Origin of the sequence: Streptomyces sp. NPDC002467 (genome assembly GCF_042889825.1) — a bacterium.
Lineage (GTDB): Bacteria > Actinomycetota > Actinomycetes > Streptomycetales > Streptomycetaceae > Streptomyces.
In genome coordinates, this window is sequence record NZ_JBIARJ010000007.1 from 359,509 (window position 1) to 383,440 (window position 23,932).

21 protein-coding genes and 1 pseudogene are annotated in these 23,932 nt (G+C 71.6%); 12 read left to right on the top strand and 10 right to left on the bottom strand.

All coding sequences use genetic code 11. From position 1 onward, the window contains the following. The first annotated feature begins 37 nt into the window (after nt 1-37). Nucleotides 38-181, top strand: a complete 144-nt coding sequence (locus ACFYYJ_RS17885) for a hypothetical protein (RefSeq protein WP_389133461.1) — start codon at nt 38-40, stop codon at nt 179-181. Continuing rightward, nucleotides 178-501, top strand: coding sequence for a hypothetical protein (locus tag ACFYYJ_RS17890; protein WP_389133463.1), 324 nt, complete (start codon nt 178-180; stop codon nt 499-501). Before ACFYYJ_RS17885 ends, ACFYYJ_RS17890 begins: the two co-directional genes overlap by 4 nt. A gap of 233 nt (nt 502-734) precedes the next feature. On the opposite strand, the gene ACFYYJ_RS17895 is transcribed toward ACFYYJ_RS17890, so the two are convergent. From ACFYYJ_RS17895 to ACFYYJ_RS17905, 3 genes are all read right to left on the bottom strand, one after another. Beyond that, nucleotides 735-1,949, bottom strand: a complete 1,215-nt coding sequence (locus ACFYYJ_RS17895; protein ID WP_389133466.1) for an enoyl-[acyl-carrier-protein] reductase FabV — start codon at nt 1,947-1,949, stop codon at nt 735-737. Nucleotides 1,950-2,330: 381 nt separating this feature from the next. Further along, nucleotides 2,331-2,969 carry an NADPH-dependent F420 reductase gene (locus tag ACFYYJ_RS17900; RefSeq protein WP_389133468.1) on the bottom strand — a complete coding sequence of 213 codons (639 nt, stop codon included), beginning with the start codon at nt 2,967-2,969 and terminating at the stop codon, nt 2,331-2,333. A 100-nt stretch (nt 2,970-3,069) separates the two neighbouring features. Then, nucleotides 3,070-3,882, bottom strand: coding sequence for an inositol monophosphatase family protein (locus tag ACFYYJ_RS17905; protein ID WP_385130070.1), 813 nt, complete (start codon nt 3,880-3,882; stop codon nt 3,070-3,072). A 115-nt stretch (nt 3,883-3,997) separates the two neighbouring features. On the opposite strand from ACFYYJ_RS17905, the gene ACFYYJ_RS17910 reads away from it, so the two are divergent. After that, the gene (locus ACFYYJ_RS17910; RefSeq protein ID WP_389133471.1) at nt 3,998-4,942 is read left to right on the top strand and encodes a LysR substrate-binding domain-containing protein; all 945 of its coding nucleotides are present in this window, start codon (nt 3,998-4,000) and stop codon (nt 4,940-4,942) included. Nucleotides 4,943-5,044: 102 nt separating this feature from the next. Here the strand turns inward: ACFYYJ_RS17910 and ACFYYJ_RS17915 are convergent, their stop codons facing one another. Next, complete coding sequence (locus tag ACFYYJ_RS17915; protein ID WP_389133473.1) at nt 5,045-5,548, bottom strand: AraC family ligand binding domain-containing protein; 504 nt, start codon at nt 5,546-5,548, stop codon at nt 5,045-5,047. A 218-nt stretch (nt 5,549-5,766) separates the two neighbouring features. Here ACFYYJ_RS17915 and ACFYYJ_RS17920 point away from each other — a divergent pair, with 218 nt between their 5' ends. Then, nucleotides 5,767-7,035: a TerD family protein gene (locus ACFYYJ_RS17920; RefSeq protein ID WP_389133476.1), complete on the top strand. Its 1,269-nt coding sequence runs from the start codon at nt 5,767-5,769 to the stop codon at nt 7,033-7,035. Nucleotides 7,036-8,035: 1,000 nt separating this feature from the next. Continuing rightward, nucleotides 8,036-8,401, top strand: coding sequence for a hypothetical protein (locus ACFYYJ_RS17925; protein ID WP_385366754.1), 366 nt, complete (start codon nt 8,036-8,038; stop codon nt 8,399-8,401). Between the two features lie 433 nt (nt 8,402-8,834). On the opposite strand, the gene ACFYYJ_RS17930 is transcribed toward ACFYYJ_RS17925, so the two are convergent. Further along, nucleotides 8,835-9,518 carry a hypothetical protein gene (locus ACFYYJ_RS17930; protein ID WP_385130061.1) on the bottom strand — a complete coding sequence of 228 codons (684 nt, stop codon included), beginning with the start codon at nt 9,516-9,518 and terminating at the stop codon, nt 8,835-8,837. An 89-nt stretch (nt 9,519-9,607) separates the two neighbouring features. Continuing rightward, nucleotides 9,608-9,832: pseudogene (locus ACFYYJ_RS17935) on the bottom strand (NADP oxidoreductase); the annotation flags it as partial. Between the two features lie 203 nt (nt 9,833-10,035). Between ACFYYJ_RS17935 and ACFYYJ_RS17940 the strand changes: the two are divergent. Continuing rightward, on the top strand, nt 10,036-12,240 hold the full coding sequence (locus tag ACFYYJ_RS17940) for a choice-of-anchor A family protein (RefSeq protein WP_389133479.1): 2,205 nt from the start codon (nt 10,036-10,038) through the stop codon (nt 12,238-12,240). 55 nt (nt 12,241-12,295) lie between these two features. Here ACFYYJ_RS17940 and ACFYYJ_RS17945 read toward each other — a convergent pair whose 3' ends face one another. Beyond that, entirely contained in the window at nt 12,296-12,859 is a 564-nt protein-coding gene (locus tag ACFYYJ_RS17945) for a hypothetical protein (RefSeq protein WP_389133481.1), read from the bottom strand. Nucleotides 12,860-13,419: 560 nt separating this feature from the next. Between ACFYYJ_RS17945 and ACFYYJ_RS17950 the strand changes: the two genes are divergently transcribed. Beyond that, nucleotides 13,420-13,608 carry a hypothetical protein gene (locus tag ACFYYJ_RS17950; protein ID WP_385130056.1) on the top strand — a complete coding sequence of 63 codons (189 nt, stop codon included), beginning with the start codon at nt 13,420-13,422 and terminating at the stop codon, nt 13,606-13,608. A 262-nt stretch (nt 13,609-13,870) separates the two neighbouring features. Here the strand turns inward: ACFYYJ_RS17950 and ACFYYJ_RS17955 are convergent, their stop codons facing one another. Next, nucleotides 13,871-15,520 (bottom strand): nucleobase:cation symporter-2 family protein, encoded by a 1,650-nt coding sequence (locus tag ACFYYJ_RS17955; protein WP_389133484.1) that lies wholly within the window; start codon nt 15,518-15,520, stop codon nt 13,871-13,873. A 454-nt stretch (nt 15,521-15,974) separates the two neighbouring features. On the opposite strand from ACFYYJ_RS17955, the gene ACFYYJ_RS17960 reads away from it, so the two are divergent. The 3 genes from ACFYYJ_RS17960 to ACFYYJ_RS17970 all read left to right on the top strand — a co-directional run bounded on the left by ACFYYJ_RS17960 (nt 15,975) and on the right by ACFYYJ_RS17970 (nt 19,080). Further along, complete coding sequence (locus tag ACFYYJ_RS17960; protein WP_389133486.1) at nt 15,975-16,766, top strand: helix-turn-helix domain-containing protein; 792 nt, start codon at nt 15,975-15,977, stop codon at nt 16,764-16,766. Nucleotides 16,767-17,452: 686 nt separating this feature from the next. Continuing rightward, nucleotides 17,453-18,085, top strand: a complete 633-nt coding sequence (locus ACFYYJ_RS17965) for a transcriptional regulator (protein WP_389133487.1) — start codon at nt 17,453-17,455, stop codon at nt 18,083-18,085. 35 nt (nt 18,086-18,120) lie between these two features. Continuing rightward, a complete protein-coding gene (locus ACFYYJ_RS17970) occupies nt 18,121-19,080 on the top strand; it encodes an SDR family oxidoreductase (RefSeq protein ID WP_389133491.1) in 960 nt (319 codons plus the stop codon). Here ACFYYJ_RS17970 and ACFYYJ_RS17975 read toward each other — a convergent pair. Then, nucleotides 19,071-20,105, bottom strand: coding sequence for a helix-turn-helix transcriptional regulator (locus ACFYYJ_RS17975; protein WP_389133493.1), 1,035 nt, complete (start codon nt 20,103-20,105; stop codon nt 19,071-19,073). The two genes, ACFYYJ_RS17970 and ACFYYJ_RS17975, sit on opposite strands and share 10 nt — an antisense overlap. Nucleotides 20,106-20,181: 76 nt before the next feature. On the opposite strand from ACFYYJ_RS17975, the gene ACFYYJ_RS17980 reads away from it, so the two are divergent. Further along, complete coding sequence (locus ACFYYJ_RS17980; protein WP_389133495.1) at nt 20,182-22,155, top strand: hypothetical protein; 1,974 nt, start codon at nt 20,182-20,184, stop codon at nt 22,153-22,155. A gap of 85 nt (nt 22,156-22,240) precedes the next feature. Here the strand turns inward: ACFYYJ_RS17980 and ACFYYJ_RS17985 are convergent, their stop codons facing one another. Then, nucleotides 22,241-22,792 (bottom strand): YceI family protein, encoded by a 552-nt coding sequence (locus ACFYYJ_RS17985; protein WP_389133498.1) that lies wholly within the window; start codon nt 22,790-22,792, stop codon nt 22,241-22,243. Nucleotides 22,793-23,278: 486 nt separating this feature from the next. Between ACFYYJ_RS17985 and ACFYYJ_RS17990 the strand changes: the two genes are divergently transcribed. Beyond that, complete coding sequence (locus tag ACFYYJ_RS17990; protein ID WP_385130042.1) at nt 23,279-23,758, top strand: lamin tail domain-containing protein; 480 nt, start codon at nt 23,279-23,281, stop codon at nt 23,756-23,758. Nucleotides 23,759-23,932 lie beyond the last annotated feature (174 nt).

The window sequence follows — 23,932 nt, forward strand, 5'->3', positions numbered from 1 at the left end:
CGGCGCTCTCCCGGCGTTTTCGAAAACCGCTGGAACTGTGTCCGAGGGTCACTGGATCGCGCGCTGGGCACTGGACGGCCTGGTCAAGCTCGTGATCACACCGGTGCCGCTGCTGGACGGCGTGCCGATCGTGGTCGATGTCTTCATCGCCCGCGCCGCTCCCGCACGGCGCAGGCCGTGAGGGCGAAACCGCGCGGGCCGCCGATCCTGGTGGCGGCCTCCCTCGGGCACGTCGTGCCGGCCGCCGGCGGGGTCGCCGGCATGCTCCTGGTCGTCTCCGTCTGCAGGGTGGACTCCGTGTGGCCGGTCCTGGCGGTCCTGGCGGTCCTGGGGTGCGTCGCCGTCGCGGGCCGGGGTGCCACGTTCGTCCGGTACGCCGCGCCCGCGATATCCCGGCACATGTTCCGCAGGGTGGAGGTGCACCAGGCACTCCAGGCCCTGCTGACGGTCGTCCTGGCCTGGGAACCGGTGGTCCAGGGCTTCCGGCCTGGTAAGGGCTGACGTGCCAGGCGACAGGCCGGTGCGGCGCGCGAGATCGCTGTCCGGGCTCAAGGGATGATGACGACCTTGCCGCGAACTCTCCGCCCGCGTGCCGGGCCGGCGCCGGGACGACCTCGTATCCGTGCTCGGGGGGCCCCACGCCGTATGGCCAGACAGTGGTGCGGGCGAGTGGGCGGGTTCTGCGTCGGCTGTGGCAGCCGACGCGGATCCGTCGCGTGCCGGTGACGGTCGGCCTATCGCCCTGAGGGCCAAGGGGTGTCGGTCTCGACCGGGTTTTCGTAGTCGGTGCCCTCCACGCCCCATCCGTAGAGTTCGCGGACCTGGCTCATGAACCAGGCGGCGCCGGCCTGGGCTTCTTCGAGGCCTCGCTCGGGATCCGCCCACAGGGCGCGGACCCGGTCTTGGACGTGGTCGTCGAGTTCCCAGCCATCCAGGCGGATCCGTCCCGCGTCGTCCAGGACCAGGGGCGTGTGGCCTTCCAGTTGGTCCCACAGGTCGGAGGCCTGTTCGGTTGTGGTGCGGAAGCCGTCCTCGCCGAGGACGGTGCGGAGGAAAGCGGTGTAGAGGGCGATGGAGGGGATCGCGCTGGAGGCCTGGGTGACGGCCGCTCCTGCCACGACCGTGAAGGCACGCCCGTCCTTCTCCTTCAGGAGGGACGAGGTGTTCAGGTCGCGGGCGGTCTGCTCCAGGTGTTCCTTGGCCGCGCCGATGGTGCCCTGCCGGTAGACCGGTGCGGTCACCTCGGATCCGACGTAGGTGAGGGCGACGGTGGTGAAGTCCTGCGCCAAGAGCCCGCGTGCGGCCAGGGCGTGCACCCACATCGCCCAGTCATCGCCGCCCATCACCGCGACCGTGGCCCGGGTCTCGTCTTCGGTGCCGGGTTCGATCCGGGCCCAGGCCACCTTCGGGTCGTCGGCGGAGAAGTCCAGTGCCGGAGCCTCGTAGGCGTGGTGGAGCGGCTTGATCACCGAGTGGTGGACGTCGCCGGTGGCCGGGTCGGTGCGGCGGGGTGCGGCCAGGCTGTAGATCAGGTAGTCGACCGGCCCGTAGTGCTGCTCCAGGAGGTCCGCGACATGTGTTTTGGCGTCGATGGAGAAGGCGTCGGTGTTCACGAAGCGGATGTCGTGGCCTTCGGCGGCGGCGAGCCGGGCGGCGGCCGCAGTGCGGTACCAGCCGGCGGTGGCGGTGCGGCGGCCGGTGTCGGGGGCTTCGAAGGCGACACCGATGCCGCGGATGCCGTGCCGGCGCAGCCCGGTCAGGAGGGTGGCGAGTCCGTAGCCGGCGGAGTGGCCGAGGACGAGCGCGACGGGGCGGCGGCCATCGGTGCGGGCGGGGGTGTGGGCGGGGGTGCTCTCCCACATGCGGCGTACGGTCTGCGCGGCGCCTTCCGGATGGGAGTTGACGATGAGGAATCCGCGTTGCTTGGGCTCGATCTGTCGAAGGCTCACGGGGTGTCCGTTCCGTACGGTGCGAGGCGGCGAGGAGGGCGCGCGGGTCCGCGATGGTGCGCGGGCGCCCGCTCTCCTCGTCCGGGATGACGACGGACAGCTGCCGTTCGAGGTCATAGACCCATTCGGCCAGGACCAGGCTGTCGATGCCGAAGTCGCGTACCGGCCGTCCGTCTTCGGTGATCGTATCGACGGTCCCGCCGGCTGCTCATGACAGTGCGTCACGCAGAATGCGGCCGGTCGTTGTGGCCTTCGGCATTGACACCCTCCCGGCCCTGGAGACGGATGCTGACAGCCTGACCGCCCAGCCTGTGTCCGTGCCCACGCCCTTCCGCCTCACAGCTCCCGCTACTGATTTCGTCCGGACCCGGTCTCGATGGGTCAGCGGGCGAGGGAGACGGCGAAGGGCTTGAACCCGTGGCGGCGCAGGATGTGGGGAACCATGAGGACCATGGCCTCGGTGGCGCGGGCTGTGGTGATGTCGCCGAGGTCTTCGATCCATGCGGGCTGCCAGCCCAGGTCGCCGAGCAGGCCGGTGACGGTCTTCTTCGCGTTCTGGTCATCGCCCGAGAGGTAGGCGGTCGGTGGGGTGGTCAGGATTTCGGGAGCGGTCATGACCGTGAAGAGCATGGTGTTGAGGGTCTTGACCACATGGGTTTCGGGGAGGGCGGTCTGGAGTTGCTCGGCGAGGCTGCTGCCGGGGTAGCACAGGTCGCCCGGCAGGCCGTCGTCGGCGTCGCGGGTGGCGTTGGAGACATCGACGAGGAGTTTTCCGGAGAGCTCGGTGCGCAGGCCAGCCAGGCGGTCCAGGGAGGTGTCGCCGGGCGTCGTGTTGATCACGATGTCGGCGGTACGGGCGGTGGTGCGCTGGTCGGCGAAGGCAATGTGCGGGGCGGTGACAGTGGCCGTGGCCTCTTCCGGGTTCCGTACGCCGAGGGTGACACGGTGTCCGGCTGCGGAGAGTGCGTCGGCGAGGTTGGTTCCGACGCGGCCGGCGCCCAGGATGCCAATGCTGGTCATGAGGTGTTGTTCCTTGTGGTGTGGGGTGGGTGATGAGTGGTTAGTGGTGGGTGGTCACTGGTGGGTGGTCACTGGTGGGTGGTGGGTCGCGGGTGTCCGGTCAGGCGATCGGCGACAGGACCTTGAGGGCGTCGGCGTGGATGCCGGGGGCGGCGGCCAGGAAGTCGCGGCTGCCCGTGTTCCAGGGCTCGCCCGCCAGGTCGGTGACGGTGCCTCCGGCCTCGGAGACCAGCAGCGCACCGGCGACCAGACCGGACCGGACGTCGGAGAACTGCCAGAAGGCGTCGGTGCGTCCGGCGGCGACGTGGATGAGCTGCATCGTGGCGGGAACGGACACGCGCACGACCAGGCCGTTGACGAGCATGGCGGTGACCGAGTCGCCGATCCGCCGGAAGGTGCGCTCGTCCTCGCCGGGCCTGGCCTGGCCGGTGCCGACGAGCGCGGCACCCAGGTCTGTCTTGGCGGACGCCTTCAGGGGCCGGCCGCCCAGGTGGGCGCCGCCGCCGGCGACGGCGGTGTAGGTGTCGCCGGTCAGCGGCAGGTGGACGACGGTGAGTACCGGCTGGTTGTCGCGGACCAGGGTGGCCGTAACGGCCCAGTCCTCCATGCCGTGAACGTGGTTGATGTTGCCCTCGGCGGGGTCGACGACCCACCACTCCCCCGACGGGAGCGCACCGCCGGCCAGTTCGTCCTCGGACCACCGCGATCCCCGCCGGGCCCGCAGCAGCGGCTCGCGCAGCACGTCCAGCACCGCATCGTCGTTGGCGTGGATCTCTGCGACGACCTCCTCCAGACTCACGCCGCGGGCGTGCGGGGTGTGCCGGTCGCGCAGGGTGAGGCCCGCGGCCTTGACCGCGGCGGTCACCTCGGACAGGAGCGTCGTGTCGGCGGCGAAGGGCATGGCTGTGCTCATGGTGGGCTCCCTGGATTCGATGTGTGCGGGCGGCTTGTCCCCTGCCTGCACTTCGAAGGTAGGCCTCCCGATCATTAACAACAAGTGCATGCTGTGCAGTTGTAGATTTACTTCCATGCAACTGGATCTGAACCTGCTCACGGCCTTGGACGCGCTCCTGGAAGAGGGCAGCGTGACCGGCGCCGCAGCACGCCTCCACGTCACCGCACCGGCGATGAGCCGGTCCCTGGGCCGCATCCGCAAGGCCACCGGCGACCAGATCCTGGTCCGCACCGGCCGCAACATGGTCCCCACCACCCGCGCGCTGGCCATGCGCGCCCAGGTCCACGCGCTCGTACAGCAGGCCCACCACCTCCTGACCACGCAGCAGGAACTCGACCTGGCAGCTCTGGACCGGGTGTTCACCGTGCGCTGGCACGACGCCCTGACCGCCGCCTGCGGCACAGCCCTGATCACCGCCGTCCGCCGCCAGGCCCCCGGCGTCCGGCTGCGTCTGCCGGCCGAACCAGGGACGGACGACGCCGAGCTGCGCCGGGGCGAGGTCGACCTCGAATCGAGTTCCAGCGCACCGACGCTTCCCGACATCCGCCACCGCCTCGTCGGCAGCGACCGGCTGATCGCCGCCGTCCGACCGGGTCACCCCCTCACCGAAGGCCCGCTGAGCATCGAGCGCTACGCCGCCGCCGAACACCTCACCGTTTCGCGACGCGGGAGCCTGCGCGGCCCGATCGACGACGCCCTGACCAGCCGCGGCCTGGAGCGACGCGTCGCCGCCGCCGGTCCCACCGCCGCCTTCGCCCTGCAACTCGCCCTCGACACCGACCTGGTCGCCACTCTCCCCGACGCGGTCACCCGCGCGGCTCGCGACCAGCTCGGCCTGGTCACGCTGCCACTGCCACTTCCGCTGCCGGATGTCCCCCTGTACCTGCTGTGGCACCAGCGCTACGACGATGACCGCGCCCACATCTGGCTACGAGACCTGGCCACCGAAACGGTCCAGGCGCTGTTCGCGCCACCCACCGCCTCCGAACAGCCGCCCACCAGTCGGACCATGCGCTGAGGGACCCGCCGGGGCGCGGGCCTGCGGCAGGCGGCTCCCGTTCTCGGATCCTGGCTCATTACCGGGCGCGGTGACCGCGCTCCCGGGCGGAAGTCGTTTCGATCAGGGAGCGGGAAGTCGGGTGCCGCACCGGGCGCAGTAGCGGGCGTCGCGTTCCGCGGCCAGGCGGCCACACGCGTCGCAGACCAGGTTCAGCAGGCAGGCCGGCTCCCCGGCGTCCGAACCGGGCTCCGGGGTGATGTTCAGAGGTGGGCGACGGCGGTGCGCGGTGGTGTACGTCAGCCCCTCGGGCCCCGCGTGGACGGCCCGAACGGTACCGGCCGGCAGCCAGGCCACGGATCCGGGCGCCAGCGGAACAGTGCGGTCCGGCGTACGGAGCTCACCCGAGCCGGCGACCACGACGAGCAGGACCCCCAGGACCGTCTCGGTGTGCTCACCGATGAGGGCCCCCGCACCCAGCCGCACCAGGTTCGCGTCCAGGTCGCGGCCGCCGTCGCGCAGCGCCCACACGACACGGGCCGCCCCGGCACCCACCGGGCGGGCGTCCGACGGCCCGGCGTACGGCGGGGCGAGGAAGACCGGCACACCGGGAACAGAAGCACGCATACCTACTCCACGAACGGACGGGAACCACGGTTCACGACCAGATTCCCATCGGCTGCTCGCCCGAGCACCTCGCCGACCGGGCCCACCACGGTGCCGGCGGAGCGCGGGCTCCCGGCCCGCACGCCCTGCGGCCATCTATCGCACACCTCACCCCGAGAGGGCCAGTACCTCGTACGCTGCAGGAGCGGAAGTGCCGGAAGCGGGGGAAGAGGATCTCCATGGCCTTGCAAAAGGGTGCCAATGTGCCGGTGGCGAGTACCAGGGTCCGGGTGGAGCTGGGTTGGCACGGCGGCCCCGGAGCTCCTGATGTGGACGTCTCGGCCCTGTTGCTGACGCCGGCCGGAAAGGTCCGGTCGGACGAGGACTTCGTCTTCTACAACCAACCTGTCCATCCGAGTGGGGCCGTTCGTCACGAGGGCAGGCGCCAGGACGCCGAGGGCACGCGCGAGACGATCGACGTGACGCTGTCCGCGGTCGAACAGGACATCGGCACCGTGGTGGTCGCAGCATCCACGGACCGCACGTTCGGTCAGGTCTCCGGCTTGTTCGTACGCGTGTTGGATGCGCAGAGCGGCCTCGAGACGGCACGGTTCGACTCCACGGGCGCCACATCGGAAACGGCGTTCGTGCTCGGGGAGCTGTACCGACGTAACGGCGCATGGAAGTTCCGGGCAGTGGGCCAGGGATACGACTCCGGCTTGGCCGGTCTCGCCACCGACTTCGGCATCACCGTTGACGAGCCCGCCACGCCTCCGCCCTCGCAACGGCCAGTGCATCCGCCGGCGGCTTCCGTGCCTGCGCAACTTCCCCCTGCACCGCAGGCTCCGCCTGCCGCCCGCGCCCGGCCCGAACCGCCGTCAAAGATCACCTTGACGAAGACGGCACCCACCGTTTCGCTGACCAAACAAGGCGCCACCTCAGGAGGCATGCGGGTCAACCTTTCCTGGAGCGCCGCCGAGCCGCCGCAAGGTTGGATGAACAAGGGAAGGGACGCCAAGCGGCTGGAGGAAATCGACCTCGACCTCTCCTGTCTGTGGGAGCTTCAGAACGGAACGACAGGGATCGTCCACCCCATCAACAACCAGTTCGGCTCGTTCGATCAACCGCCGTACATCCGGCTGGATCAGGACGACCGGACCGGCGCGAGTGAGGCCGGCGAGAACCTCGTGATCAACCTCGATCACGCGTCCGAAATCAAGCGCATCCTGGTGTTCGTGTCCATCTACGCCGGGGCGTCAAGCTTCGCGGGTCTACACGGGGTCGCCACGCTGTATCCGCCCACCGGGCCGTCGATCGAGGTGCGTCTGGACGAGTGCACCGTCGCCTCGCCTGTCGCTGCGATCGCACTGATCGAGAACGTGGGCGGGGAGTTGACCGTTCGGCGGGAGGCCAAGTACATCCTGCCGTCGCCCGGCATCTTCAATCAGCAGGCCGTGGATCTCCAATACGACTGGGGGATGAGCTGGCAGGCGGCCGGCAAGGACTGAACGCCTTCCGGTGATGGTGTGCCATTCACCGCGATGCGGATCCAGCCCGCAGAGACGCCGCGTACTGGGCGCCGCAGGGCCGGCCAGTAGTCCGCTCACGCCTGCCGCCGCACCGCCGGCAGCGCGAGGCCCAGGTTGTTCGGCACCCTGCCTTCGCTGTGGCGGTCGCCGAGCCTTCGGCAGTGGCGATGTCTTGGGCGTGGGCGCCTCGAACCGCCGATGACCGCCGATGACCGCCACCGGGCTACGCGCAGAAGACGCGGCTCGACGGCAAGTAGTGGTCGAAACGGCAGCCGAGAGGGGAAACCACGAGTGTGCGTCTGCGAGGGTCCGCTTGGTTGCCGGTCGGCGCGGTGAGGTTCCTTGCGGTGCTGCCGGCGGTCGTCCTCATGTCCGAGGGCGATCAGCGGGATGCGCTGAGAGCCGCAGACGTGGAGGGGACGTGGTCCGCTTCGAGCGGGGAACGTCTCACGGTCCGAGCAGACGGCTCCGCGGAGCCGGAACGGGTAAGGGCGCCCGAGGGGAGCTGCGGCCAGTACTCAGGGCCGTCTCCCCGGACCTATACCGGCCCGGCTACCCGGGAGTTCGACGCCTACCCCGACAAGGCGCCGGGGATCAGGCTCGACTTACCGGGTACCAGCACAGGTAAGTCGTGCAAGGTCCACCTCGTCGTCTTCCCCAAGGAAAACGCCGGTACGGGCTTCCTCGCGAACGACGATGACGTGCACTACGTGCGCTCGCCCGGACGCCCGAAGGCGACCGGCCGGCGGTGCGTCCAGCACCCTATCGCCCAGTTTCGCGCTTCTTGCGCCGCTCCGCGCGCCCTCGGGCGCGTGTATCCACACAGGCCTCTCGGGGCAGACGAGCGTCCCGCTTTGCGTACGGACCGGCGGGCCATGACAGGCGACCACAATATTGAACACGTTCAACACTTCTGCCAAGATGGACCTCGCACCTGCTGGAGCAGCGAACACACTGATCCGCCCTGCCCCGTGACAGGGTGACACCAATCTGGAGGCCGTACGCCATGCTGATCGTCTTCGCGCTCTGCCTACTGCTCGCCCTCCCCTTCCTGGCCATCCCGGGCGCCCTGCTCGGCTTCGGCTGCATTGCGGCGAGTCGGCGACTGGCGCGCCCCGCCAGGATCGCGCTGCTACTGGCCCTCGGGGCGGCCGGCGCAGCGCTGTGGTTGCCGGCAGTAGGGACCGACAGCAGTGGTGCCCTGCCGATCGCGGGCGTCTCCTTCATCGGAACGCTCGTCGCGGGGTTCACAACCCTGGGACGCGAGACCCGCAGACTGCTGGCCCAGCAGTACGAAGCCCTGCCTTGGCCGCAATGGCCGCAGGCAGGCGCCGCACGCCGGTAGTGCTCTGCCAGACGTCGTCACAGGGGGGATTACGGGTGCTCGCCGCAGCGGATTACGAGCCCTGGGTGGGTATCCGTGCGGGGCTGACGATCAGCCCCGCCGCCGGGGGCGGGACCGAACCCGGACACGACGTGCGCGTAGCCCCGCTCGCCGAACGACACCAAGGTCACCGGCCGTGCCTGGACCACGACTCCCGAATCGCTTCGCTCCGCCGTCTTCACACGCGTAGGCGAACTGATCCTGCTCCTGGTCGTGTTCGCCTTCTCGGGGCTCGTCGGCCATGGGACATGGCGGCACAGCGTCCAGCCGGCACAACCGGCGTGCGGGGATCGGCCACGCACTGACCTCGCGTCCCCCAGGCGGGGCACCGGCCGGTCGTGGTGTCCGTCGACGCCTCCCGGCCGGTTGACGGGGCCCTCGCCTCCCCACTCGTTCAGCGCGGGTCCAGTCCCGGGTAGTAGCCCCGCTGGTACGTCGACAGACCGGAGACGTCCAGCTCGCCCGCGCTCTGACAGATGGGGCAGACCCTCCTCGCGGCGCATTCCCCGCATCGACTCCTGCGGTGAGACCGGCCGAGCACCCATCCGCGGCCTCCGCATCCGGGACACCAGCCGAGGCCGTCGCATTCGTAGCAGAGGACGTATCCGGGCGTGACGGTCTCCGGCGTTCGCACCGGCTCCGGCGACCGGACCGGTTGTGGCGGGCCCAGTGGCAGTGCCGGCGTCTGGCCGCGGAACGCAACGGCCGGTGTGTCCTCGCTCGTGAGGATGCGGATGCGGATGCCCTCCTGGTGAGCGAGGACCACCGTCCAGTCGATCCCGTCGTCATGCTCCTGCGACGTGGTGACGTCCCAACCGGCGGTGCGGAGAAGGGACACGGCGCGGGACGCCGTTTCGGCAGCCGTGGTTTTCGCGGGACGATTGCCCTGGTACTCCGTCGCGTAGTGGTAGCGCAGCGGTTCGCGCGGGTCGGCAACCTCGGGTTCGTCGAGGGACAGCCGACGGAGGTGGACCCGAACCGTCAAGTCGGTGATCAGTGACACCAGTTGTCGGCGCAGGGACCGGCCCAGTCGGTCCAGCCGACCCAGCTCGTCATGGGCTTCTGAAGTCGTGTCCATTGTTCGACCCCTTGGTCCCGGAACCTATCAGCCAACCCGCGCTCGCGTGGGGAGCGAGGCTCCCGTTACAACGGAGTATCCGGATCGCCTCACGCAATCTCGCCGGTCCGTGGGCCCTCCGCATAGGCGAGTGGCGGCGCGATGGCCCGTACGTCCGTCTGCTCCGCCACCCACAGTCCGATGAACAGCGCGGCAGTCGCCTCGAGTAGTCCCGCGCGGTCCAGCCCGCCCGCGGCCACCGGCTCACAGCCCGTGTCGCGCACCAGCTCGCACGTCGCCGCGAGTGCCGCCTCGTCGTCCCCGCAGATCGGAACCCGGACGGTGGCATCGGGTGGACGGTGGCTTGGGGGGCGGTGCGCCCTGGTGGGACGTACGCGCCGGACTGACCCGGCCCGGCAAGTGAGTGATTGTCGTACCGGAATTCCGTGGCCGAGGAGTGTCTTCCGACCGTCGTGCCCCGCCGCGCCCGCAGTCTGTCAGGCATCAGCGTGAGCAGCGCCGTAACGGACGGAGCGTCATGTCAGCAGGAAACCGGGCCCTCGGGCTGGCCGTGGGCATCGTACTGGCCGCTGCTGGGTCCCCCACGGCCGTGGCCGCCGGGCACGGCGCCGGTCCCGGGGCGGCACACGCCCTGCGGGCCCCGCTGCCCAACGGTCTGGGGCCGTGCATCCCCGGTACGGGGCCCGGCGAAGCATGTCCGCCCGTCTGGCCGGAGCCCAACAACCTGCCCTTCACGGGCCGGGACAACAACATCAACGTCTTCGTCGGCGGCAACATGCTGGTCCGTCGGGGCGCCGCCGAGGCCGAGGGCAAGGTCGTCGTCCTCGGCGACTTCGACATGAACAAGAGTGCAGGCGGCAACGTCTACAACGTCGGGATCGCCGGAGTCGGCTCCCGGGTCCCCCCGTCGAACGGCTCGGACTTCCTGACCGCCGGGAACGGCGTGCGCGTGGCCTCGGGTCAGCGGCTGCTGGCCGACGGGGGCGTGATCCGCTACGGGTCCACGCTCACGGGAACCGCGACCGGTACGCTCACGCGCGATCCGGACGCGGCCGCCCCGTACGCCGTCCTGCGGGACCGCCTCACCGCCGCGAGCGACTGCTACGGCGACCAGGTGGCGACCGGCACGACCGCTTGGACCCCTCAGGAGACCGTCTTCACCGGCAACGGAACCTCCCCGTTGCAGGTCTTCAACGTCTCCCGGGACCTCTCCGGCCCGGGCACGGCCCAGCAGACGATCCGCTTCGCGGGCATCCCGGCCGGCGCCACCGTCCTCGTGAACGTCCTCGGCTCCTCCCCCACGATCCGCGTCAACAACGTGCTCCTGCCCGCCGGGCTGCGCGAGCGGCTGCTGTGGAACTTCCCCGACGCCGACACCGCAGAGATCGCGGGCTCGGCTCAGCTCGGCGGCAGCGTCCTGATCGGCCCCCGGACCTCCGTGGCCACGGTCTCCGTGATCGGCGTGAACGGCCGCTTCCTCACCGCCGGCAGCATGACGCACACCAGCCCGACGGAGACCACGGGCCTCGGAGCGGAACTCCACGCCTACCCCTTCAACGGCGACCTCCCCGAGTGCACGCCCGTGCCGCCCGTCACCGGGAACGTGACCGTGGTCAAGCACGACGAGGACGGCAACGCGCTGGCCGGAGCCGTCTTCGAGCTGTGGCGCGAGACGAACGGCACCGAGGGCCTGCAGACCGGCGGCCGGAACCCCGACTCCAAGGTGTCCGACTGCACCACCGGCACCGACGGCCTGTGCAGTCGTGAGGAGGAGATCGGCACGTACTACTGGCGCGAGACGGCGGCGCCCCCCGGGTACCTGCTCCCCGACGAGCCGGTCCGCCGGCTGGAGCTGACGCGGGAGAACGCCGGGAGCGGGGTCAGCGTCACGGCGGTCAACCGCTGGCAGACGCCGCCGGTTCCCACCGGCGAGGTGGTGCTCACCAAACGTGACGAGTCCACCGGGGCGGTGCTCTCCGGAGCCCGCTTCGAACTGTGGCGGGAGACCAACGGCGTGACGGGGCTCCAGACCGCCGGTGGCAACGCCGACACCCGGCTGTCGGCGGTCTGCGTGACCGACGGACAGGGCACCTGCCGGGTCAGCCTGCCGGTGCGGGAGACGTACTACTGGCGCGAGATCGGCCTTCCGGACGGGTACGAGCCCTCCGGCAATCCGGTCACGGTCTTCGCACTCGACGAGGCCGACACCGGGAGGGAGAAGGCGGTCACGATCACCAACCGGAAGCGGGAAGGGGAGCGTCCCGGCTCGATCCTCGTCCTGAAGAAGGACGCCAAGAAGGACCGGCCCCTTCCCGGAGCGGTGTTCCGCCTCTGGAGGGAGACGAACGGCACGTCCGGCCTGCAGACCGGATCCCCCGGCGCCGACACTCCCGTGGGTGACGAGTGCACCACGGACGACCAGGGCGTCTGTGAGTTCACCCCGCTCGAGAACGGCCAGTACTACGTGGTCGAGACGCACGTCCCCGACGGCTACGTCCCAGCGGGCGATCCCGTCACCGGACCGCTGACGCTGGACGCCGCCACGCCCGGCCACCAGGTCACCGTCACCGTCCACAACCAGCGGGACAAGCACGACAAGGAGCACAAGCCCGATGGGCACGGGAAGCCGGGGAAGCCGGAGAAGCCCGGCCATCAGGACTGGACCAGCCCTGGCAACTGGCTCGACGACGTCCTGAAGCCCGGCCACGGCGGGGGTCACTAGCCCGGCCGCGGGGTGCCCGGCCACAGCGAGCCCGGGCACTGAACGACGCGGTCCCTCAGACCGCGTCCACCGGCTCGGGACGGTTCGACTTCACCTGCTCCACGGCGACGGGCATGAACGCCGCGGCGCTGTCGGCCTCCGCCTGGGTCAGCGAGAGGACACTGCTGATGACGACGAGCGAACTCCCGACGCGTACGACCGTCGCGTCGGCGCCTTGCGGGTCGCCGCCCGGGGCGCTCGTCGTCACCACGGCCTTGATCACGAGGCTCTCGTCTCCGAGCCGGGGGCCTTCGGCGATGGCGAAGCCGGCGGTCGCGGCGGGCTCGCTCGGCGCGTGGGGCAGGTCCACGGTCCGGCACCGGCCCACCAGGTCCCGCATGGACTGCATCGCCCGGTGCGCGCCGTCGCCCGGGAACGAGTACAGCTTCTCCATGCCGGGGATGACGCCGTTGCCGACGGAGTGCCCACCGCTGAACATGGCCGTCGCGGAAGCGGAGGAGGCCGTCGTGCCGGCATCCACGACGGTTTGCCCGTCGAGCAGCCCCGTGCAGGACGGCGGTGCTGTCGACGCACCCGAAGCCGCGGCCGACTTCGGGTGCTCGTCCGTCGGATCGGCCACGGAGGTCCAGCCTCCCGGCAAGGCTGCGGGCAGGAGGTGTGTGCGCAGCTCGGCAGCCGCCATCGGTCGTTCAGGCTTCGTCGGGCTGCCACAAGCCGTGACCGACGCGAGCATCACGAGTCCAACCACGCACCGCATTCCGAAACCGGCCACCTCAGCGCCCCTCCCACCCCGAGTGATCAAATCGACCGAAGCTAACAGGGTGTTGTCGCATCGGCAAACGTGCCGACGGACCAGAAGGCCTCCTCACCGACGGGCCTCGCCGGCCCGACGATGAGGCCCGTCGATGAGGCCCGTCGGTGGAGGTCCCCGACCGATACCGACCGGTTCTTACGCCGTGCTCTCCCGGCCGTCGCGTACGACGAACTCCCCGGCTCCGTTCGACGTTCGATCTCCTGCGGGCCGGAATGAACAAGGACTCTCCGACGGCCACCCCGGCGCCGTCGGCCTGATCAGGAACGGGGACTCGGTCGGCACATGGAGGCCATCGGACGACCCGCCGCCGCGCTGAAGCCGCAGGAGGAGCCCCAGGCGGCACCGAAGAAGGGATGATGATCTGCATGAGCCAGCAGCACACTCCCGTCCTCCGCCACTACCTCCGCTCCGAGCCTCGCCCCACCGGCGAGACCACGGTCACGTGCCGGTGCGGCCTGGATACGGGCCTGGTCCCCAGCGACCAGGCTCGCCTCGCGTACGAGGTGCACCGCAATCTGATCCGGGACGAGATCGCGGCTCGGACGGACGGGTGAATTCCAGCCGCACTCGGGGGGTGTTGTTCAGGCCATCTCGGGCGTAGCGTGTGCACACCCGAAAGGGCGCGCCGGCCTCCTACCTCGCACCACGCCGACGCGCACCGACGAAGAGCCCTGCCGCAACGTCCCCCGTGCGCCAGGGCTCTTCGCCTTCCCGGCGTCACCGCGCCGCAGTCGCCCACCACGGCCTGAGCGCCCCCCGGATGGGACCGGGAGGCGCCCCTGCCCTGCCGGCTTGTCGGAACCGGCGGTTCTGGGGTTACCAACCTTCGCTCGGGGCCGCCCGGCCGGGCGGGTCCGGCTGCTGGACGGGCCGCGCGTCTTGGCGGATGCTCCGCGCACGGGGATGGTTGAGCCGGGAGTGCAGCGGGTGCAGTGGGCCGGGGAAGCCGATGGCTTCGGAGGAGGGTGTGTCCGCGGAGGCCGGAGGCGCGTGTCCGAATGGGTCGTATGCGGGGGCGGGGGCGGGCGCGGGCGGGGCCGGATCGTTCCCGGGGACGGGCCGGCCGGTGGGCGGGCGGACCGCGGAGCCCGTGCCGGGGAAGTCGATGGGGTCGGGGTCGGCTTCGGTGCCGTGGCCCAGGTGGTTGAGGAGGTAGTTCAGCAGTACGGCGACCAGGCAGCCGGCGGTGATGCCCGAACCCAGAACGGTGGCGGCGGGGGCCGGGAGGCGTTCGTAGAAGTCGGGGGCGACGACGGGGACGAGACCGAAGGCAAGGGTGACGGAAACGATCAGGCTGTTGTGGCCGGTGCCGAGGGCGGCCTTGGCCAGGGTGCGGATGCCCGCGACTGCGACGGAGCCGAAGAAGACCACGCCGGCTCCGCCGAGGACGGGTGGCGGGACGAGGGCGACGAGTGAGCCCAGGACCGGTACGAGGCCGAGGAGAACAAGGATCGCGCCGCAGAGCGTGACCACGTAGCGACTGCGGATCCGGCTGAGGGCGACCAGGCCGACGTTCTGCGCGAAGACCGTGGTGGTGAACGAACCCAGCACTCCCCCGAGGATGGTGGCCAGGCCCTGGGCGCGCAGGCTTCCGGTGATGGTGTCGCCCTGCGTGGGACGGCCGGAGACCGCGCCGAGGGCGAACAGCGAGGCCGTGGATTCGGCCATCGACACGAGCATCACCACCACGGCGGTGGCGATGACGGTGGGCACGAACTGCGGGGTGCCGAAGGCGAACGGCTCGGGCAGGGCGAAGAGGGGCGCGTCCGCGAGGGGGTCGAGGTCGACCTTGCCGAGCGGCACGGCGATCAGGGTGCCGACGAGCATCCCCAGCAGGACGGCGATGCGGCCGAGGAACCTGCCGGAGAACGCGCGGTGGATGGCCAGGGTGATGGCGAGGGTGGCCGCGGAGAGGGCCAGGTTTGAGGGTGAGCCGTAGTCGGCCGCTTCGGTGTTGCCGCCGCGGGCCCAGGTGCTTGCCGCCGGCAGGAGCGAGAGCCCGACGAGGGTGATGACGGAACCGCTGACGACGGGCGGGAAGAACCTGACCAGTCGACAGAAGGCAGGGGCCAGCGCGAAGCAGACGGCTCCCGCGATCAAGGTCGCGCCGAAGACCTCGGGCAGGGCGCCGGCCCGTGGTTCGGTGGCGGAGGCGGCCAGGACCGGGGCGACCACGGCGAAGGAGACGCCGTTGGTCAGGGGCAGCCGGGCACCGATGCCGAACGGGCCGAGGGTCTGGGCGATGGTGGCCAGACCCGATACGAGGAGTGCGGCGGCGAGCAGGACGGAGAGCTGGGCGGACGTCAGCCCGAGGGCTCCGCCGATGATCAGGGGCGGCGCGGTGAGGCCGGCGTACATGCCTGCGACGTGCTGGAGTGCGGCGGGCACCAGACGGCGGACGGGGAGGATCTCGTCGACCGGGTGCGTGGGCGCACCGGGTGTTCGAGCCAGATCTCGGGGCGACAAGGCGAGTCCTTGGGACACCGCCCGGGAGTGGGGGTTCCGGGGCGTGCGGGCGGAAGGTGGGCGGCCGGTGCGGGTGGACGGCCCGGCACCGGGGCGTTGCAGGCGGCGCGGTGCCGCAGGGGTGGCAGCACAGCACCGCACGTTCCGCATCACGGAAATGTTTTTCCGTTGCGGACGGGACGGGACTCTAGGTAGCGACTCGGCCACTCGTCAACTCCCCCAAGTCGTCGGACCAGTTCGGGATGAACTTTGGAGGAACCGCCAGAACGGCGGCTCGCAGATTCCGTTTCGGGGGACCTCGGAATCAGAAAATGTGCACGTCAAAGGCGTGCCGTCACGGACAGGACCGTCGGCCGTTCGCAGGGTGTTGCGCCGGGTCCGGCCGGGCGGACCGAGAGGGGTCGCGGATCCGACGCCTTGGCGAAATCGCGCCCCGTCCCTACGGTGTGCCGCTATGTCCTACGCCGAGGATCCATCCGCACTGCCCCCGTTCGAACCGGCCCGCGCAAGAGCGACCCGCGACCTGCTCGGAATGACGGTCGGCCAGGCGGCCCACGCCATCACCGCCTACCAGGGCAGGACCTTTCCCCCCGCACGCCTGGAAGCCTGGGAGGCCGGCACGGCCGTACCCGCCGACAGCGAGGTCAGAGCACTGGCCGCCGCGCTGTGGTGCTCACCCGTCGACCTGGTGGGGGAACCTGCGACGCTCGCGCAGTGCCGCACTGTCGTCGGGCTGTCGATCAGCCGGACCGCGAGCGCGCTGGGAATCACGCGAGTCCGCTGGGAGGACGCCGAACGCCGCAACCGCTGGCGGGGGACGGCCGCGCAGACCGACGCCCTGCTCCGGGTGCTGAACCCGCCGCCGGCCTGCTTCGTGGCCGCCTGCGGCACGTCCCGGCAGCTGAGGACCTTGCTCACGGAGGCGGTGAACGGCTGGTGGCCCAACCACGTCACCGCCATCGCGGGCATCCTGCCCGTCGAGGCGGTGGTGGTCCGCGAGGCGCTGGAGCGACTTCACCTGACCTACCACCGACTCGAAGCAGACGTCGGCGCATCGCCCCGTACCGCCGCCGCGGCCGAGGCGCAGGCGGCGGACTTCCTCGCGCACATCGACCTGCACCTGTGGCGGCAACTGCGCACGGTGGGAGAACCTCTCGATTCGGGGCCCGACTTCCACTCCGGACGACGCTCCGGTGGCAGCAGCCGGAGCGCACACAGTTCCCCCGATCCGGCCGAAGGCTATTGACGAACCAGCCGGCTCTTTCTAGGTTTGGGTGCGCCACGCACGGAATCTCACTTTCGAATCGTGGAAATCATGGGGCGGGTCCTGTTCTCGCAGGCTCCGTCAGGTGGACGACGAAACCGTCGCCCGCCAGGGTCGTCCCAACGCCACCGCGCTCCTCTCGCAGCCCGGTGTACGCTCCCGGGCCCGAAGCCACCGACAGGTGACTGGAAGGCCGAGAATGCACAGCCGGAGAGCGTTTCCGGAACCCACGACGTCCCGACACCTCGCGTCTCGACACGTCGCGGCCCATCGCTTCGCCGTCGCGCTCCGGCACGTCGCGAAGGGGCGCGGTCGATCCGCTCCCCCGGAGCGGCTCCTCGCCTCACCCCCAGCGGCTCGACCGCAAGCACGTTGACCGCGCGGCGCTCGCTGACAGCGATCGCCCGGCCTCACACAGGCCGAGGAGGGCCGTGCCACACCGCCTTCCGCCAAACGGAGTCGACCAGACCGCCACTCCCCGAGCCCCAACGGCTCCGCGAAGCCCCACCGAGGTGACCCACGTGTCCACGCTCCCCTTCTCTCCCGTCGAAGCCCGCGCAGCGCGGCTGCGGATGGGGATCACCCGAGAACAAGTCGCGGCCGAAATGGCCAGGTTGGGAGTCCATCTACGGCCACACCGGGTGAAGGCTTGGGAGCAGGGCGCGAGAGTGCCGTCGGAGGCCGAGCTCTTCGCCCTCGCCGACGTCCTGTGGTGCCCGACCCCCGTACTGATGTCCGTACGCCCCGGGACCCATCTCGCGCGCCGCCCGGCGGGGCGGCCGACCCGCGAACGGTTGGCCCACCGCATCGGCATGGAACTCCACGCGTACGCCGCGGCGGACCCCGAACACCTCCGGCACGGCGACGAACGCCGGATCCGAGCCCTGGCACGCGCGTTGGCCATGACTCCCGAACACCTGCGGGAGTTCATCGGTCGGAGCGCGGAACTCATCCGACTGTTGGCACAGGCCGTCGAGGAGCGTTGGAAGAACCAGGTCGTGCCGCTCGCAGAACTGGCCGAGCTCGACGAGCGGCGGGTGGAACACGTGCTGCGCCTGCTGCGCCAGGAGTACACGCAGACCACCGAGCTCTACATGGGCCACGTCATGGCCGGCAGCCCCGAGGCGAGGCTGCGGGAGATCGCCGACGCGCGCGCCCGGTGGCTGGGCAGCCTGCCGGAGCACTTCTGGCAGTTGGTGGGCCCCGGCGACGACTCTCCCCGCCCTCTCCGCCCGGGCACCGCTCTCCGCCGCACGGCATGCCGCACGGAGAGCCACTCGGAAAGTCGCGAGAAAAGGTGACGGAATCTGTCACCTTTGGCGTGCACGGTGGTGACATGAACCAGGACACCGACACCCAGCACCCCGACCCGAACCACCCGCTCGCCGGCCGGATCGCCCTCGTGGCAGGGGCCACCCGCGGCGCCGGACGCGCCCTCGCCGTCGAACTCGGCCGGGCCGGCGCCACGGTCTACGTCACCGGCCGCACCACCCGCGAGCACGTCAGCGAGGTCGGCCGGGCCACGGAGACCATCGAGGAGACCGCCGAGCTGGTCACGGCCGCCGGAGGCACCGGCATCGCCGTGCCCACCGACCACCTGGACGAGGACCGGGTACGGACCCTCGTGGACAGGATCGAACGCGACCACGCACGGCTCGACATCCTCGTCAACGACCTCTGGGGCGGCGAGCACCTCATCGCCGGCTCCGTCTTCGGCAAGAAGAGTTGGGAGACCCCGCTCGCCGACGGACTGCGCGTCCTGGAACTCGGGGTGCGCTCGCACGTGATCACCGCCGCGCTCGCCCTCCCGCTCCTGGTCCGCTCGGACGCGCCGCTGCACGTGGAGGTGACCGACGGCACCGCGCGCTCCAACCGTCGCTACCGCGAGAACCTCTACTACGATCTCGCGAAGAACGCCCCGATCCGGATCGCCTTCGGTCTGGGACAGGAGCTGGAGGAATACGGGGGCACCGCGATCGCCGTGACCCCGGGCTTCCTGCGCTCGGAGCAGATGCTCACCCACTTCGGCGTGACGGAGGACAACTGGCGCGAAGCCATCGCCCAGGAGCCGGCCTTCGCCATCGCCGAGTCGCCGCACTACCTCGCCCGCGCGGTCGCCGCCCTCGCGGCCGACCCGGACCGGGCCGCCCGCTGGAACGGCAAGTCCACCTCCAGCGGCGAGCTCGCCAAGGTCTACGGCGTACGGGACGTGGACGGCAGCCGGCCGGACGCCTGGGCGTACTTCGAGGACGTCGTGTACGGCGGCAAGGACGCCGCGCCCGACGACTACCGCTGATCCTCCGGCTCCGCGCCGTACAGGGCGGCGAGTGCCTGCGCGTTCTCGCGGAAGCGGGCGCGCAGGCCCGGCGGTCCCAGCACCTCCACGTCCGCGCCCAGCCCGGCCAGCTGGGCGAAGGCGACCTCCTCCGACTCCACCGGCAGGTCGAGCGTGACGCGCCCGGCCGTGTCCGGGACGGTCGCGGACGCCAGTGCCTCGTCCACGCCCGCCGGATCCGCCACGGTGGGCAGGCGCCGCAGACCCGCCTCCGTCAGACGTACCGTGGCGGTCGCGCGCAGCAGCGCCCGGGCGAACCCGGCGGCGTGCTCCTGCCAGTACGCGGCCAGGTCGAACGACGGCTCGCGGACGAAGGGTTCGGCGGCGCCGGGGGCCGGGGACAGCGCCGTGACCCGGTCGACGCGATAGGTACGCCAGGCGCCGGCCCGGCCGGGCCTCCCCTCCGGGACACGGCCCACGACGTACCACACCCCCGCCTTCAGGACGAGGCCGTACGGTTCCAGCAGCCGGCTCACCCCGCGCGGCGCCGCGCCGTGCCGACCGGGCCGCGCGTACTCCAGCTCGACCGTGCGGTCGGACCACACGGCACGGGCCAGCTCAGGCAGCAGCTCCGGCGCCGACGGCTCGCGGAACCAGGCCGGGGCGTCGAGGTGGAACCGGCGCACCGACGACTCGGCCGCCGCCCGCAGCGAGGGGAGCAGGGTGGCCGACAGCTTCAGCCGGGCCGTGTCCGCCGGCCCCGACAGCCCGAGGTCGCGCAGCGCCTCGGGCAGACCGGAGAGGTAGAGCGTCTCCGCCTCGCTGGGGTGGAGGGAGGTCAGCCGCGTCCGGTGGCCGGGCGCCAGACGGTAGCCGCCCGTGCGTCCGCGCTCGGACCGGACCGGTACCCCCGCCTCCTGGAGCGCCTGGGCGTCGCGGATCACGGTGCGCTCGGACACGCCCAACTCCCGGGCGAGGGCGGCGGCGGTCAGGCCGGGGCTCGACTGGACGAGAAGGGCCATGCGGATCAGGCGGGCGGCACGCATGCCCCAAGGATCAGGCATCCGCCCGCGCCCCCCCCCGGGGATGTGACCAAATGATGATTGCTTCGTTGTCCGCAGCGTGGGACAACGTCAAGGCTCCGGAGACGGGCTGCGCCAGGCTGAGGCGATCATCGTCGAGCGCTACCCCCAACTGCTGCGTCTGGCCTATCTGGTGCTGCCGCCGGACCTCGACCGGCACACGCGGCTGCTGCGCGCTCACCGTGCCGTCCAGCACTCCCTGCGGGCCGCGGGGCGGCGGGCACGGCAGGGCGGGGATCCACTGGCGGCCGTACGGGCCGAGGTGGTGCGGCGCGCGGCCGGGCGGCGGCGCGGGCCGTTCCCGCCGTGGGTGTGGGGACTGCGGATGTGGCCCACCGCCGAGGGGCTCGACGAGGCGGCGCGCGGACTCGCGGGGCTGTCCCCGTACGCCCGGGCGGCGCACGTGCTGTGCCGGTACGACGGACTGGACGAGGACACCGCGGCGGAAGTGCTCGCGGAAGCCGGAGCCGGTGATCCGGGCGGCGAGGTACGGGCGGCCCTCGCGTCCGGTGCCGGACCGGGGGCCGCGGCGGGGCCGGAGGAGGGCTCATCCGGGGGCGTGGGAGCCGACGCGGGCGCCCGGCCCGACAGAGAAACGATCTCGCATCCGGCGGACGTCCACACCCGTCCCACCGACCTGCTGCTGCGCCGCACCCGCATCCGCGCCGCCTGGGGCGTCGCCGCCGTCCTGCTGCTGGCCGCCGGGCTGACCCGGGCCACCGTCGCCGGGCCGGACTCCGGGCCCGCCGTCGCCTACGCCGGAGCCCCCGCCGCCCGCGCCGTACTCGATCCCGCGCGCCTGGTCCGGATTCCCGCGCAGGCCTGGGCCGACACCGGCCGGGTGGACTTCACCGCCTGGCCCGCCCGCGGCACCCGCACCGGGGACCGGTCACTGCTCGCGCGGGCCCTGGGCACCTGGGCCGCGCCGCCCTACGGTACGGCCGTCACCGTCGCCCCCTCGGCCTCGGCGGAACCGCCGGGGCACCCGCCGCAGTTGCTGTTCGCGGGCGATCCCCGGCCGGGGACTGCCGTGGTCGTGTTCCGCGACGCCGACCGGGTGGTGCGCTACACCGAGCAGGGCGGCCGCCGGAGCCTGGACATCGCCCGGACCGACGACGCCAACGTCACGACGGCGGCCTCCGTCACCCTGAGCCGGGACGGGGGCACGGCCCGTCGGCTCCTCGCGCCGTGGATCGCCACCGCCGGGGTACGGGACCTCGCCGCCCCCGCCACCGCCGCCCGGCCCCTGACGATCGGCCCCGACGGGACGGTCACGACCGAGTTCCCGCGCGAGGACGCCGACCGGCAGGGGCCGGACGCCGACGCGGGCGGCGGTGCGGGGGGTGGGGGCTGCGGACCGCGCCCGGTCCTGGAGGTCGCCTCCTCGCCGCGCATCGTGGAGAAGCACGCCTTCCTCCTCGCCGACCGCGGCGGGCTGCTCCCCGTCCACCTGACCTACACCCCGCCCGCGGAGGGCGCCGACGCACCGCCGGCCCGCCAGCCCCGCGAGGCCACTGGGCCCGCGGCCCTGGCCCGCTGGGCCCAGGAGGCCTGCGCGCTGGACGCGGTCGACGGGCGGGCGGTCCGGGCGGTCAACCTGTGGGACTTCGCCGTCACGGAACTCCCCGAGACCCCCGGCCGGGCCGTCTGGTCCTGTACCCGCGCCACCCACTGGACCGGGCAGGGCGACGTCCAGATCCGCCTCCGGCCGCCCGCGGGCGCCTCGCTGCCCGTGGCCCGGGCCGGCTCCACCGCCGCCTGCGGACGCTTCGGGCAGCACCTCCTCGCGACGACGGTCTGGCGCGCCCCGTCCGGCCGCGCCTACCAACTGGCCGCGGGCAGCCGGGAGGTGGCGGAGATCAATGCCACGGGATCCCTGCACTCCCGTACGCCCGGCCGCAGCCTCACCCTCCCGGCCCCGCCGGCCACCGCTCCTCCGGCCGCCCTGACCGCGACACTGCGCAGCGGCGCGGTGATCACCGCCCTGGACTCCCGGGGCGGCGGCCGGGACTGAAGGGGGCCGCCACCGCTGGGGCCTGTCTTTCGGATCATGCCGGGCTCGCGGGGCTCCTGATCCGGCCTGATCCAAGAGACAGGCCCTAGCCCTGCTTGATCGCGGAGATGTCGAACTCCAGGACGATCTTGTCTCCGACCAGGACACCGCCGCCTTCCAGGGCCGCGTTCCAGGTGATGCCGAACTCCTTGCGGGAGACGGTCACCGAACCCTCCAGACCCACGCGCAGGTTGCCGTACGGGTCGACGGCGTTGCCGGTGTACTCGAAGTCGATGGTGACCGGCTTGGTGGTCTCCTTGATGGTGAGGTCTCCGGTGACCCGGTAGTCGGTGTCGGACTTCTGCTCGACCGTGGTGGTGCGGAAGGTGATGTCGGGGAAGTTGGGGGCGTCGAGGAAGTCGTTCGTGCGCAGGTGCTGGTCGCGCTGTTCGACGCCGGTGTCGATGCTCTCGGTCTTGATGACCACCTGGCCGGTGGACTTGGCCGGGTCGGCGCCGTCCAGATGGGCGGTGCCCTCGAACTGGTGGAAGGCACCGCGCACCTTGGTCACCATGGCGTGACGGGCCACGAACCCGATCCGGGTGTGGGTGGGGTCGAGGACGTAGTCGCCGGTGAGCTCGACAAGGGACGCGGTCAAGGGTTCCTCCGTAGGACCAGGATCCGGGCACAGGCCTGCCGGGATCGTTCCCGGGACACGCTAGAGAACTCCCGGTCCCCGGCCTCGCCTAACACGTGTGGCCGCAACGAATTGCACTCTGACCGGTGACCCGGGTCCCACGCCTCCGCAACACGCCGGCGGCTGTTACACGGCGATGAACCCGCTTGGCGCAGCCGCTTTAACCAACGATGAACCGCGGGGCCGGTGCGGCCTGACGCTCCGGCCCGTGGCCCCCCTGGGCCGCGAGGGGACCTCCCCCGCCAGAGGGTCAACGCAGTCTTGACCCGTGCCCACTGCAAGAGAGGGTTACGGAAATGTCCGCATTGGGCAACACCGGCCGTTTTCGGCGTCTTCAGGGGTGGTTCGGGGTCAGGGTGTGGCTCCTCGGCAGGACGCCGGGACCGTTCGGAGCCCGTCCGGCCCGCACCAGGTCGGACCGGGCTGACCGTTGAAGGAGTCATCCGCATGTCCGCTTCCCCCGCAAACGCCACCCGCCGCGCTCTCGCCGGTCTCCTCGCCGCCGGCGCCCTGATCGGTGCCGCGGCGGTGCCGGCAGCCGCCGACGATCACCGGCACGACCACCGCGGCTCCCACTCTTCCATCGTCATCGGTGACGTCCAGGCGGCCGGCCGCGGACACGACAACCGCGCTCTGAACCGCGAATGGGTCGAAGTGAAGAACACCGGCCGCCACTCCGTCGACCTGCGCGGCTTCACCCTCACCGACAAGGAGGGCAACCGCTACCGGTTCAACGGCTTCCGCCTCGACGGCAAGTCCAGCGTCAGGGTCCACACCGGCCACGGCCGCGACACCGCCCACGACGTCTACCAGGGCCGCCGCCACCAGGTCTGGGACGAGCGCGACACCGCCACCCTCCGCGACAACCGCGGCGACGTCATCGACACCGAGTCCTGGGGTCGCCGAGGCCACCACCACGGCAACTGACCGCCGCCACACCCATAGGGCAGGGGAGGGTCGCCGCACCAACGCGGCGACCCTCCCCTCCGTTCCGGTCGGGGTCGGGGTCGGTCAGGACGACATGATGAAGCGCAGGGCGAGGCCGGAGGCCGGGATCCAGTAGGTGACGCGGGCACCGTCGTCGAACGCGACCTTGCCGGG